Genomic DNA, 13,489 nt, shown 5'->3' with positions numbered 1-13,489 from the left:
AGTCCTTTCTATCAAGTCGGTGCGCGAGGCGGAAAGATCCGCGTGGGCATCCAGAAAATCAGCAGGATCAACGCCACCGCGACCGCGGCCATGACGTAATACAGATCCGAAGAAGTCAGCACCACGGCCTGCTCGTGCAGGCGGTGCGCCAGGCCTGGCGCGTCGCCGTTGGCCAGGGGTGAGTTGCCCAGCCTGTCCACCAACATCGTCGAGTGAAAGTGCAGGCGTTGGGTGGTCAAGGTATCGAGCACGCCAGTAGCAATCACAGCAGCCAAGCCTTTGATGGTGTTGAACCAGGCGGAGGCGAACGGGCCGTCAGTGGGCTGGATGCTGCCGGTAGAGAGCATCAGCAGCGGCAACACGGCCATCGGTTGTCCGAAAATCTGCAACAGGTAAAAGCCATAGAAATCGTCGCGAATCCACTCCGAGGTCAGGTGTGCACTGCCTACGCAGCACACCACCAGCATGCCCAGGCCGATCCCCAGCACCCAGCGGCAATCGACCCAGCGCAGGTTGCACAGCGCCGCCACCAGCGGCAGCGCGATCAACTGTGGAATAGCCATCAGCAACATTACCGGCGCGGTTTGCAGCGGACGGTAACCCTGGACCTGGGCGAGAAAACTCGACGGGATGATGATCACCGAGGTCAGCACCATCAACACGCCGGCCAGCACAATCAGGGCGAATGAGAGGTTGCGCAGGCCAAGCATTTGCAATTTGAAGAACGGTATCGGCTGCGACCACTCATTCACCATGAACAGTGCCAGCAACACACCGCCGCCACACAGCAAAAAGGTGATCAGGCCCGATTCGAACCAGTCCAGGCGATTGCCTTGCAGGATGCCGATCACCAGCATGCAGATTGCCGGAAAGCCCGTCAGCAGCCCGCGCCAGTTGAACTGCTTGAAACGCTCCAGGCGCACTGGATCCTGGGGCAGCCCGTAGGCCACGGCGACCATGGCCAGCAGGCACGGCGCGACGATCTGCCAGAACGCCCACTGCCAGCCGACATATTCGGTCCACAGCGCCGCCAGCGGCGTGCCCAGGCTCGGGCCGAAGGTGGCGGTGAGTGCGTAGCCGGCCAAGCCGTACAGTTTGACGTTGGCCGGCAGGAAACGCAGTGCGACGGTCATCAGCATCGGCGGCAACGCGCCGCCGGCCAGGCCTTGCACGGTGCGCAGCACCAACAGGCTTTCGTAGTTCGGCGCGAACGGGCACAGAATCCCCAGCACCGTGAACAATCCTATAGCGCACAGGGTGAAGCGACGCAGCGAAAAAGTCACCGAACACCAGGGCGCAAACGCCATGGCCGCCACGGAGGTGGCGGTGTAGGCCGCGACCAGCCAGGTGCCTTCGTCAAAGCCGATGTACAGCGCACCACGGATATCCGCGAGGGCCACTTTGGTGACCATCTCGTTGAGGCCGGAGACCAATACCGCCAGCAACACGCCGACCAGCCCGATGATGATGCGCGGGCCGAATACGGGTGGGGTCATGGCAGTAGGTTTGGCTGCGGCCGCAAGGGTGGGGGCAGCGAGGGAGGTCATGAACAGGTAACTCGGAATGTTAAATACCTGAGCAGTTTAATCAGGCACAAACATGACAAAAAGTTACTTGTCGGAAGGATATAAGTGCGTCAAACGCAACTATCAGACAGGCTGCGCTTCGAGCCAGGTGGCGTGGCAACTCTCGCGCATGGTTTCGCGCAGCCATTTGTGGGCGGGGTCTTTGTCGAAGCGCGGGTGCCAGGATTGGGCGAGCACCAGCGTGGGCAACGAGATTGGCAAGGCGAACGAGCGCAGGGGCAGTTTCAGGCGATTGGCGCTCAATAGCGCTTCCTTGGGCACCGGCAGGAGCAGGTCCGAATCGGGCAGCATGAACATCGCGCCGTGAAAACCAGGGGCAATCATCGCCACGCGGCGCTCCAGGCCCTGGGCATTCAGCGCGGTGTCGATCGGCCCGCGGGCAATGCCGCGCCGTGAAATGCTGATATGGGAATAGCTGGCGAAGCGTGCGGCGGTGATCTCCTCGTCGAACAACGGATGGTCTTCTCGTGCCAGGCCGACGAAGGTGGTGGAGAACAGGTTTTGCACCTTCACTTCGGGGGTGATCGGCAGGGTGTTGCTCACGCGTAAATCCAGGCGACCCTCGCGCAGGGCCTCGTCGTCGGTATCACCTTCGGGCACGAAGCACAGCTCGCACAGCGGTGCCATACGCTCCATGGTGTCGAACAGACGACCGCCATATACACCGATGAAAAAGTCATTGGCGCGCACGCTGAAACGACGGCGTAACGTGCTCAAATCCACTTGGTCTGCCGAGCGGAACAGCAGCGCCGCCTGCTCCACCACATTGCGCACCTGGCCTTGCAACTGCAGGGCTTTGGGCGTCGGCACCAGGCCGCGACCAGCGCGCACCAGGATCGGGTCGCCGACAGCTTCGCGGATACGCGTGAGGGTGCGGCTCATGGCTGCCGGGCTGAGGTTCATGCGACGTGCAGCGCCGACCACACTGCCCTCGTCGAGCAGGGCGTCAAGGGCGACCAGCAGGTTCATGTCCGGTAGTTGCATGCCAAGCACTCGTGATCAGTCGGGAGTGAACTGGGCGCAATCCTAGCAGGCTTTACAGGTAGCGCTTCAAGTCAATCGGCAGGTAGTCCGCGTAGGCGGCTTCGGGATGAGCCAGGCATTTGCGCACGATGTCCGGCAGGGAGTTTTCCAGCTCGTCGGCACGGGTCAAGCCTTCGTTGTAATCGCTTTTACCGCTCAACGCCGGGAACATCACCGCCACACGGGTAATGGCAAAGCTCTTCATGGCAATCAACGGACGGGTGGGATGCTCACGACGGAACTGGCTGACTTCTTCCGTCAACGCGCTGCAGGATTGGTAGGTGGTTTGTGTGAAGGTCAGTTGGGTCGTTTCCTTCCTCTGCGGTTCAGGCGTGAAAACCATATCGTTCTGTGCGTCGATTACCGCAGGCCGATCGGCACTGACCGTCCAAGGCTTGAAGCGCCAGAGTGTGGCCGCAGCCACGGCGGCTTCGCCAAACGCCGCCTTGGTGGCGCTGAGGGCTTTGACATCGCTGACCGTTCCATCGTTATGAATATTCAGGCTGATGCGTGCGTGCCCTTGGGTGGAGGTCAGGTGACTGGGATAAAGCGGCTTGGGCATGCTGACCACCTCGGGCACAAACTCCGCGAAGACCGAGGTCGACAATAGCAGGGCTGCTGCCAAGACAAAAAACCGCATCGTAGTAAATCCTTTTACCGGGTATGCCTGACGCCAAGGCGGCGTCAGATTCGGCCGGCATTATCGGACTCACGGTGAGCAAAGAGCAATCATTCCTGTTTAGCGCTGCATGCCCCAGCGCTTTACTGTCAGACGCTCAAAGGTGTCAAACACAAGGTTTTCCACGAGCAGTCCGATCAGAATCACCACCGCCAGTCCGGAAAACACCTTGTCGGTGTACAGCTCGTTGCGGTTCTGGAAGATGTACCATCCCAGGCCGCCCTTGCCACTGGTGGCGCCGAATACCAGCTCGGCGGCAATCAGTGTGCGCCAGGCAAATGCCCAGCCGATCTTGAGGCCCGCGAGGATTGACGGCAGTGCCGCCGGGATCAGGATGAACAGCACAAAACGCATGCCCTTGAGACCATAATTGCGCCCGGCCATGCGCAGGGTTTCGGACACGCCGAGGAACCCGGAATAGGTATTGAGCGCCAGCGCCCACAACACCGAATGCACCAGCACGAAGATCAGGCTGTTCTGCCCCAGGCCAAACCACAGCAGCGCCAGCGGCAGTAGCGCAATGGCCGGCAGCGGATTGAACATCGACGTCAGCGTGCTCAGCAGATCGCGGCCCAGTTGGGTCGACACCGCCAAAGTGGTCAGGGCGAATGCCAGCACAATGCCAATCAGGTAGCCCTTGATCAGCACGACCAACGAGATGCTGACTTTACTGAGCAGTTCGCCGCTAAGCAGACCTTCGTACAGCGCGTGGAAGGTCTGCAGGAAACTCGGCAACAACAGGTCGTTGTTCTGGTAGCGCGCAACGGCTTCCCAGAGGATCGCGAGTACGATCAGGATCAGGCCCTTGCGCAGCCAACCTTGTTGCCACAGGCGTTGGCGCAGTGGCAGTTCGCGCTCCACGGGGACGCTGAGCAGCGGTTCGAGAGTAATTTCATATTCCTGGCGCATGGATGCTCCCCTTAATACGCGATGCGGATATCAGCGAAACCCAACTCACGTTCGGCCTCGGGCGCTTCATCGAACAGCAGGCGATGAATCCGCCGCGCCGACGCCTGGAACGCCACGCCACCAAGACTGTGCAGGTCATATTGATGGCTGTGGATTTCGGCGCGCACGCGCCCCGGGTGGGGTGACAGCAACAAGATGCGATTGCCCACCACCAGCGCTTCTTCGATGGAGTGGGTGACAAACAACAGGGTGAAACGCACCTCTTCCCAGAGCAGCAGCAGCTCCTCTTGCATCTTGCGCCGGGTCAGGGCGTCGAGGGCGGCGAAGGGTTCGTCCATCAGCAGGATTTTTGGTTGCATGGCCAAGGCGCGGGCGATGGCGACACGGGCCTTCATACCGCCGGAAAGCGTGTGGGGATAGGCATCGGCAAACGCCGTGAGGCCGACTTTGTCGAGGTAGTGCAGCGCGCGCTCTTCGGCTTCGGCGCGCTTCAAGGTTTTCGAAGCCAGCAGGGGGAACATCACGTTCTGTTTGACGGTTTTCCACGGCGGCAACTGGTCGAATTCCTGGAACACCACGATGCGGTCCGGCCCTGGTTGCTCGACCTTTTGCCCCAACAGACGGATCTCGCCTTCACAGGGTTTGAGAAACCCGGCGATGGATTTGAGCAAGGTAGATTTGCCGCAGCCCGACGGGCCGAGCAGCACATAGCGGTCGGCCGGGTCGATCTCGAAACTGACCTGATGGGTTGCCCGTACTACGCGCTCCGGGGTGCGGTATTCCAGGCTGACGTGATCCACCGCCAGCAACGGAGCGGTGGTGTGCAGGTTGCTGGCCGTGTGGCCTTGCAAGGGTGCGTTCATCTCAACTTCCTTGCAGGGGCCTGACATCCTGGAAGAAGTAATCCTTCCACGATTCAGGCTTGTTTTTGATGGCGCCGACGCGGTAGAGAAATTCCGCCAGTGGGTAGGTGTTCTTCGGTGTGACGCTGAATTCGAATTGCGGGTTGTCGATGATTTTCAGCAGCTCGGCGCGGTCGATCTTGGCCTTGGTCACGCGGATGTAGGTATCGGCCGCGGCACCTTTGTCGTTCTGGGCGAATTGCGCGGCTTCGGTCAATGCCTCGACGAACGCCTTGTAGGTTTTCGGGTTGTCGTTGCGGAACTTCTCGGTGGCAAACAGCACCGTCGGCGAGTTCGGGCCGAGCAGGTCGTAGGTGTTCAGCACCACATGCACATTCGGGTTGGCCAGGGCCTGGTCCTGGAACGGCGGGTTGGAAAAATGCCCGGTCAGCTCGGTGCCGCCCGCGACCAATGCTGCGGTGGCATCCGGGTGCGGGACCGCCACGGTGTATTTGTCGAGGCGATTGAATTCCTTGTCACCCCACTGTTTGGCAGCGGCGTATTGCAGGAAGCGCGACTGTACCGATACGCCCACCGCGGGGAGGGCGATACGGTCTTTCTCGGTGAAATCGGCGATGGTCTTGACCTTGGGGTTGTTGCTCACCAAGTAGTATGGAAAGTTACCCAGGGAAGCGACGGCCTTGACGTTCTGCTTGCTGTGGGTGCGGTCCCAAATGGTCAACAGCGGGCCGACACCCGCGCCGGCAATGTCGATGGAGCCGGAGAGCAGCGCGTCATTGACGGCGGCGCCGCCGGACAGCTGGGTCCAGTCGACCTTGATGTCGATGCCTTCCTGCTTACCGTATTTTTCGATCAAATTCTGGTCGCGCACGACATTGAGCAGCAGGTAAACGATGCCGAACTGTTCGGCGATGCGGATCTCACCCTCGGCCTGCGCAGTCGCGGGTGCGACAAGACTGCCGGCGAGCAGGCTGACACCCAGGCCGACGGTCGCGACCAGTCGTGCAAATGGAATTTTCCTGGACATGGTCAGGCTCCGAATCAGAAAGGCGCGTCGCCCTGGATGGTGGTGCGAAACAGCTTGCGGCGCAGGTGGCTCGGGCAACCGGCGGCCAGGTGGATCAGCGAGCGGTTATCCCAGAACACCAGGTCGTGGGGTTGCCATTGGTGGCGGTAGATGTTTTGTGGCAACACGCTGTGGGCGTAAAGTTGGGCCAACAGGTCGCGGCTTTCGTCTTCCGGCAGGCCGACGATACGAGTGGTGAAGCCTTCGCTGACGAACAGCGCCTTGCGGCCGTTTTCCGGGTGGGTACGCACGATGGGGTGTACCACTTCCGCAACTTGGGCAAGCTGCTCAGGGGTCAACGTGGGACGCCAGTTGCCTTCGAATTTGGTTTCGCTGTAGCGCGCGGTGTAGGAATGCGCGGCGCGGCGGCCTTCAACGGCTTTGCGCAGGTGCTCGGGCAGTTGGTCCCAGGCTTTGTGCATGTCGGCGAACAAAGTGTCGCCACCTTCGGACGGCAACTCCTGGGCGTGCAGCATCGAGCCCAGGCTTGGCAGTTCTTTATAGGACAGGTCCGAATGCCAGAATTTGCCAGCATCTCCCAGGCCGATGGATTGGCCGTTCTCGATGATGTTGGAAACGATCAGGATTTCCGGATGGTTGGGCAGCAGGAACTGCTTGAGTACGTGGATCTGCAGCACACCAAAGCGGCGGCTGAAGGCAATCTGCTGTTCGGGCGTGATGCGCTGATCACGAAAGACCACGACGTGATGGTTCAGGTGCGCACGGTGAATGCGTGCGAAATCCTGCTCGTTGACTGGGCGTGACAAATCCAGGCCAATGACCTCGGCGCCTACGCTGCCGGGAAATGAACGAATCTCGAAGGTTTGGACGGTAGCGGTCGCTGTTGGAACAGTAGAGGTGGCGGACATGAGGTCACTCCCGGTCAGACAGGAATGTGACTTTATAGGTATAAGAAAGGCATCTTAAATACCGTTAGTGAATATCGATATACGGGAATGTAACGCCCCGAGCCGACGCGCCTTGGTATGCAGGGAATAAATCACATCGGTAGCGTGTTCAATCCCTACCAACCGATATTGCCGTGACTGGCGCTAGAAGCCGCCATGTTAAACCTGGCGGCGTAAGACCCCATAAATGGCCGCTGTGGGCGCTGAGAGCCGCATGTTGAAACGCTTACAAGCCGAAACCGTGCCCGTTTGACAAGCTTACGGGCAGTCTCTAGTGTGCATTGGATCCAATTAACCACCCCCATTCGAATAAGGAGGATAGCGTAACCGTGACGCAGAAGCCGACCCCTTTGAACAGCATCAAGATCAGCGGGCCTATTCCCGCCCATCTCGCTCGCTCCGTGATTGAAGAAACCTTGCGCAATGCCATTCTTGACGGAAGATTGCCCTGTGGCACCGCCATGCGCCAACAGGAGCTGGCCAGCCTGTTCGGGGTCAGCCGCATGCCAGTGCGTGAGGCCTTGCGCCAGTTGGAAGCCCAGTCGCTGTTGCATGTGGTGACGCACAAAGGCGCCGTGGTTGCACCGCTGATCGAGGACAACTCGGCCGAAACCTATGAACTGCGGATGCTGCTGGAATCTGAAGCGTTGCGCTTGTCGATTCCGTTGCTCACCGAAGCCGATATCGCCGAGGCTGACGCCCTCATCGTTGCCCTGGAGCAGGAGAAAGACTATAGCGAAATTGGCCGCCTCAACCGGTTGTTCCATATGGCCCTGTATGCCAAAGCCCCGAACCAGCGCCTACTCAACTTGGTGGAGCACGGGTTGAACGAGGAGGAGCGTTTCCTGCGGTACAATCTGGAGGCCATGGGGTTGGGTGAAACGTCCCAGGAAGATCACCGTGAACTCCTGAACCTGGTGGCCCAGAAAAGAACCCAGGAAAGCATCCTGACTCTGCGTAATCACTTGATGCGAGGTATGGAAGTGGTCACCGCGTACCTCAACAGCCTGGATGCCGGCGGCAAGAAAGGCACGCACTAAGGCTTGCGCCTTTCATTTATAGACTCTCCAATATCACGGGGCTCCCTAACTCACTGTAAGAGCCCCACCCCTGAAGAAACTTCCCACTTACAACAAAGAAACTGAACTACAGCACATATTATTTAGAAAAACATCTAACACATTTGTATGCTCGCCAAACTGTTTAATCCGCTTATTATCTTTTATTACTAAACCAGACACTTCAATCGACGCTCCGGCGCCTCTGAGTGAGCCCTTCTGCGCCCCAGCAGCTGGTTTATACCGGCTCATCTCTTGCCGACCACAAACACTCATCGCTATTTTTCACAGCAGACGCAACAACTTATAGGCATCAACCATGCACCAACCGTTACTTGAAACAGCAAAACTTCAGTTGTGCAGCCATTCGTTATTTACAGAAATAACTTCCCTACGCAAGTTACAACTATTTATGGAAAGCCATGTATTTGCTGTCTGGGATTTCATGACCCTCGCCAAACGCCTGCAACGGGACCTGACCTGCACTTACCTGCCCTGGCTGCCACCCGCCGATCCCCAAGCAGCACGCCTTATCAATGAGATCGTGTTGGGTGAAGAGTCGGACGAACATCCGGGGCAGGGCTATTGCAGTCACTTCGAACTTTATCTGGAGGCCATGGCCGAGGTGGGCTGCAGCACCACCGCTATCAACCACTTCATTGCGCTGCAACGTCAAGGGCTGGAAGCAACTGCCGCCTTGCAGGAGGTCGACATTCTCCCCGGTGTGGCCCGCTTCGTCAGCGACACCTTGCACCTTGCGCTGCACGCGCCGACCCATTGTGTGGCGGCGACGTTTCTGCACGCTCGTGAGCATGTCATCCCGACAATATTCGAACGCATCCTGCAATCCGATGAGTTCATCCACCGCCAGGCACCTACCCTGTGCGCCTACCTCACACGTCACATTGAATTGGATGCCCAGGATCATGGACCTGCAGCGGAGCAGTTACTCCAACGCCTGGCCAGCGCAGACCCGGCTTACCCGCAGCAGGCCAACGATGCCGCGCTGGCTGCCGTCGAAAGCCGTATCGCGTTCTGGGATGAAGTTCGGGCCTCGCTGCACGGGGTGCACCCATGAACGCCGACAGCTACCAAGCCATTGCCGGCGACTGGGAGAACCGCGCAACGATCCGCACACGCCCTCGCCGCCTGCTGGAAGACGATGACAAGCTGATTTACCCGTTGTGCCGTCAGCCCCTGGTGCTCTGTGCGACCTTTCTCGAACACTGCCCGCAGTGGCGCGATTTCGTGCTCGTGCAGAGCTTCTACAAATTCATCAACGACGTGGTGATATTCGAAACCGAGATCGTCGACAAGACCGCACGCAGCATTGCCAAGAACCGCTTTTCGGTGCCCTTCCCACTGGCCTGCCGCGTTGATGCGATGACCGTCGTTGTGGACGAGGATTACCACGCGCTGGTCGCGCTGGATTTCCTGCAGCAAACGGTAGCCATGACTGGCGTACAACCGTTGGCACTGCCCCGGGAAATCGAATTGAGCCGAGCGCTGCCGGCGGCACAGGCGCAGGTACCCGCCCACCTGCATGATGCCGTAGCACTGATCGGCGTGGCCATCGCCGAAAACACCGTGACCCACGATGTGGCGGCGTTCTCCAAGGACACCAGTGTCAAAGCCTCCATCCGTGGCTTGATGGCCGACCACTTGTTTGATGAAGGTCGCCACGCGCAGTTCTGGACACGACTCGTGCGCTTGTATTGGCAAGCCGCAAGCACGGACGAACGCGACAGCATTGCCAAGGTACTCCCGATTTTCCTGACTCAATACCTGACGAACGACCTGCAAAAAAACTTCGATCTGTACTTGATCGAACACCTGGACATCAGTGCAACTTTGCAAGACGCACTGCGCGAGGAAGTGACCGCACTGGCCTTTCCCATCACCCGTCAGCATCCGTTGATGGGCAATATTCTGACCTTCCTGCAACACAGCGGCTTGCTGCAAACGCCGAGTGTGGCGCAAGCATTGAACGATTACCTGCCAGTATCAGGGAGGGTGAAATGAGGCGCCTGACCATCGGATTTGCCGGCGCCAGCAGCGCCCTGAGCGCCATCAGGCAGAAGCTGGAACAGTACGGCCATGCCTCGGCTACCAGAGGCATCGACCTTTGCATCAATGACGGCAGTCAAGCGGTGCGGGTCCACTCAGGCCCAATCCCCACATTAAGCCTGCGCCTGGGTATCGGGCAGGTCACTCACTGCGGGTTGCCCGCGCTGCAACTACGCGCCTATGGGCCTGGCCAGGGATTGTTGGCCATCTTGAACATCGCCGACGAACCCAGTGGCAACGGCCAGCGGTTGCGTGGCCAGGTAACGCATGCGTTGGTGGAATGGGCCGCGCTGCATGTCAGTGGTTTCTCGCGGGACCCTGGATATTTCTCTACGAGTGCAGTCGCGAATGAATGGCCCGAGCGGGGCTTGAGCGAGCTGGATACGCTGGCATTTGAACACCGTTTCAATCGCACCGAAGACCTCGCAGTATTGCGGGAAGCCCAGGTGCCTGTGATCGAACGGTTACAGGCCAGTCTTTACCGATTTGCCGATCGGCGGGCGCTGAACGTCGATGACTGCGTCGTGACTTACCGAGAGCTGCACCTCCAGGCCCTCACGATCCAGCAACGTTTACGCCCCTTGTTTGGCGTTGCACAGGCTCCAGCGGTGGTTGGTGTGTGCCTGGAAAAGTCCGTCGAGTTGTACGCCAGTATTCTTGCTGTGCTGGGCTGTGGCGCGGTGTACCTACCTCTGGATCCGGGACAACCCCCTCAACGCCATCAGGCCATGATCGAAAGCGCAGGCGCCGAGGTATTGCTGGATGCCGGTCATCATCCCTTGCGAGGACGCTTCACTGCACTGGATGTCAGCCGTCTTGACCCACGCAATGCAGACATCACATCCACGTTGATGCTCACTCGCCCTCACGCCGATGCTCCCTGCATGACACTCTTCACATCGGGCACCACGGGCGAGCCTAAGGGTGTTCTGCTCAGTCAAGCTAACCTGGCGCATTTCACGGCCTGGTTCCGGTCCTGTATGGACCTGGATGAACAGAGCCGCGTTCTGCAATTTTCACCGTTGAGCTTTGACTCCTCGCTGATCGACATTTTCCCCGCCCTGATAGCCGGTGCCGAATTGATCATCCCCAGGCCAGAGCAACGACAAGACCCCCAGCAACTGCTGGATTTGCTCCATCGTCAGTGCGTCACCCATGCCTTTCTACCGCCCGCACTGCTGAGTATTCTGAAGCCCGACCGGCCGCTGGAACTCAAGCACCTGCTGACCGGAGGTGATGTGTGCGAGCCCCATGTAATCGAGCGCCTGGCGGGCCAGTGTCAATTTCACAATCTCTACGGGCCCACCGAAACCACGGTGCTCGCCACCCACCGGACGCTGCACTCCGGTGACAACAACCGCGCCCTCGGCCGCCCGATCGCCAACAGCCAGGTACTGATCCTCGATGACAACCTACAGCCGGTAGATGAAGAGGTGATGGGTGAGGTTTATATCGTTGGGCCAGGGGTTAGTCTGGGGTATGTGAACGCACCGCAACAGCCTGCCAGCCCGTTCGTGGAGCTCGCCGTGCCGGGAGGCCGCTCACTGCGGGCTTACCGCAGCGGAGACCTGGCTAAGTGGACCGCCGACGGGATCGTACTGGGGGGCCGGCGTGATGACCAGGTGAAGATCCGAGGTTATCGGGTCGAACCACTGGAGATTGAGCAGTGCTTGCGCAACAGTCGGCTGTATCGCCAGGTGGCGGTGGTGATCGACCGTGACCGCAGGATCCGTGGCGCTGTCGCCCAACCAGAGCCTGGGGCTACCCTGACGGCCCTCCAGCAGCACGTGCGGCAGTGGCTGCCGGACTACATGCAGCCCGGTTTTTGGAACGTTCTGCCGCAACTGCCGTATTCCAGCAACGGCAAAATCGACCGAGAAGCACTGCTGGCGCTACCGCTCCTGCTCACTTTGCAGGCTGCCCGTACCACTGCACAAACCCCGCTTCAAGTGCAGTTGACCCTTTTGTGGAGTGAACTGTTGGCGTTACCTGCAGGTGAACTGTCTGTTGACGAGAGCTTCTTCGAACTCGGCGGCCATTCGATTTTGCTGTCGACCTTGCTGTTGCGCGTTCGCGAGCAATTCGGCCGCAGTTTCGCGTTGGGTCACTTCATTGAAGTGCCGACGATTCGTACGCTCGCAACACTGGTGGAAAGCGGTGAACGCCCCATTGCGCCCTCCGATCGCGCTGTTCGCGATGCCCAACGGAACTGGATATACAACACGCTGCCCGAGCACCACGCAGGCAACCCACATAAGGTCATTGTGACAGGTGCCAACAGTTTCGTCGGTGTCCATATCGTCGAGGCGTTGCTGGCCGGTGGCGCAACCCAAGTGGCTTGCCTGGTACGTGAGGAACCGGGGTATTCGGCAATGGCGCGATTCACCCACGCGTTGCGTGAGTACCATTTGGAACATCTGGACCTGAGCAGAGTGCAGGTATTTGCCGCCGATATCAGCCTGCCGCGTCTGGGTTTGGCCAGCGATGCATATGACGCTCTCGCCAAGGACTTCGGTGTGTTAGTGCACAACGCTGCACGGGTCAACCACGTGATGGACTACGCGTCACTGGCCAAGGACAACGTTGACCCCATACTTGAATGCCTGCGCCTGTGTGAGACCTATTGCAAGAAGGTCCTGAACTTTGTTTCGACGCTATCGGCCTCAAGCAGTATCGACAGTCAGGGCTATGTTCTCGAAGCACCCGCAGCAACCACGCTGCCGCTTTACATCAAGAATGGCTACAACCTGTCCAAGTGGGTCGCAGAGCGGCAATTGGGCCAGGCGGTGGAGCGCGGCGCCTGGGTGAACATCCATCGACCCGGCAATATCAGTTTCAACAGTCGCAATGGTGTTTGCCAACCGCAGAAAAATCGCCTGATGCTGATGCTCAAGGGATCACTGCAATTGGGTCTGCTGCCGCGACTATCGTTGAACTTCGACCTGATGCCGGTGGACTTCCTGGCTCGCTTCATTGCATTCCACGGCACCCGCTTTCAAGCCGATAGAAATGTTTTCAACCTGCACAACCCAAAGCCGTTGAGCTGGGCGAACTACCTCGAAGCATTCAGCCTGATGGGACACCGCTTCAAGTGGGTGAGCATTGCGCACTGGCAAAATGCGCTGCGAATGGTGAACCAGGACAACGCACTGTTTGGGGTACTCGGCTTCTATCTTGGCCGCCTCGACGAAGACATCGGCGACACCTCGATGATTCGTCACGACAACGCTCGACAGGGTATCCAGCAGATGAAGGCCGACTATCCCGAGAAAGACCCGGCACTGCTGAACAAAGGCTGCAATTACCTCAAGGCCATCGGCTTTCTTTGAA

11 protein-coding genes are annotated in these 13,489 nt (G+C 59.1%); 4 read left to right on the top strand and 7 right to left on the bottom strand.

Annotated features, from left to right (window positions below; all coding sequences use genetic code 11):
• Positions 1-11: 11 nt before the first annotated feature.
• The 7 genes from LVW35_RS00665 to LVW35_RS00635 all read right to left on the bottom strand — a co-directional run bounded on the left by LVW35_RS00665 (position 12) and on the right by LVW35_RS00635 (position 6,995).
• A complete protein-coding gene (locus LVW35_RS00665) occupies positions 12-1,547 on the bottom strand; it encodes an MFS transporter (protein WP_233893201.1) in 1,536 nt (511 codons plus the stop codon).
• Between the two features lie 102 nt (positions 1,548-1,649).
• Entirely contained in the window at positions 1,650-2,570 is a 921-nt protein-coding gene (locus tag LVW35_RS00660; RefSeq protein ID WP_233893200.1) for a LysR family transcriptional regulator, read from the bottom strand.
• A 52-nt stretch (positions 2,571-2,622) separates the two neighbouring features.
• Positions 2,623-3,249, bottom strand: coding sequence for a TonB family protein (locus LVW35_RS00655; protein WP_233893199.1), 627 nt, complete (start codon positions 3,247-3,249; stop codon positions 2,623-2,625).
• Between the two features lie 99 nt (positions 3,250-3,348).
• Entirely contained in the window at positions 3,349-4,197 is an 849-nt protein-coding gene (locus LVW35_RS00650) for an ABC transporter permease (protein ID WP_233893198.1), read from the bottom strand.
• Between the two features lie 11 nt (positions 4,198-4,208).
• A complete protein-coding gene (locus tag LVW35_RS00645) occupies positions 4,209-5,060 on the bottom strand; it encodes an ABC transporter ATP-binding protein (RefSeq protein ID WP_233893197.1) in 852 nt (283 codons plus the stop codon).
• A 1-nt stretch (position 5,061) separates the two neighbouring features.
• A complete protein-coding gene (locus tag LVW35_RS00640; protein WP_233893195.1) occupies positions 5,062-6,087 on the bottom strand; it encodes an ABC transporter substrate-binding protein in 1,026 nt (341 codons plus the stop codon).
• Positions 6,088-6,101: 14 nt separating this feature from the next.
• Positions 6,102-6,995: a TauD/TfdA dioxygenase family protein gene (locus tag LVW35_RS00635; RefSeq protein WP_233893194.1), complete on the bottom strand. Its 894-nt coding sequence runs from the start codon at positions 6,993-6,995 to the stop codon at positions 6,102-6,104.
• A 368-nt stretch (positions 6,996-7,363) separates the two neighbouring features.
• Between LVW35_RS00635 and LVW35_RS00630 the strand changes: the two genes are divergently transcribed.
• The 4 genes from LVW35_RS00630 (at position 7,364) to LVW35_RS00615 (ending at position 13,488) form a co-directional block, all read left to right on the top strand.
• On the top strand, positions 7,364-8,074 hold the full coding sequence (locus tag LVW35_RS00630) for a GntR family transcriptional regulator (protein ID WP_233893192.1): 711 nt from the start codon (positions 7,364-7,366) through the stop codon (positions 8,072-8,074).
• 337 nt (positions 8,075-8,411) lie between these two features.
• On the top strand, positions 8,412-9,170 hold the full coding sequence (locus tag LVW35_RS00625; protein WP_233893191.1) for a DUF3050 domain-containing protein: 759 nt from the start codon (positions 8,412-8,414) through the stop codon (positions 9,168-9,170).
• Entirely contained in the window at positions 9,167-10,114 is a 948-nt protein-coding gene (locus LVW35_RS00620; RefSeq protein WP_233893190.1) for a diiron oxygenase, read from the top strand. The genes LVW35_RS00625 and LVW35_RS00620 overlap by 4 nt, the downstream gene beginning before the upstream one ends.
• The gene (locus LVW35_RS00615; RefSeq protein ID WP_233893189.1) at positions 10,111-13,488 is read left to right on the top strand and encodes an amino acid adenylation domain-containing protein; all 3,378 of its coding nucleotides are present in this window, start codon (positions 10,111-10,113) and stop codon (positions 13,486-13,488) included. The genes LVW35_RS00620 and LVW35_RS00615 overlap by 4 nt, the downstream gene beginning before the upstream one ends.
• Position 13,489 lies beyond the last annotated feature (1 nt).

The sequence above is a fragment of the Pseudomonas sp. HN11 genome (genome assembly GCF_021390155.1).
GTDB lineage: Bacteria > Pseudomonadota > Gammaproteobacteria > Pseudomonadales > Pseudomonadaceae > Aquipseudomonas.
The sequence above is the reverse complement of the archived record's forward strand: the minus strand, read 5'-3'. Positions and strand labels throughout refer to the sequence as shown.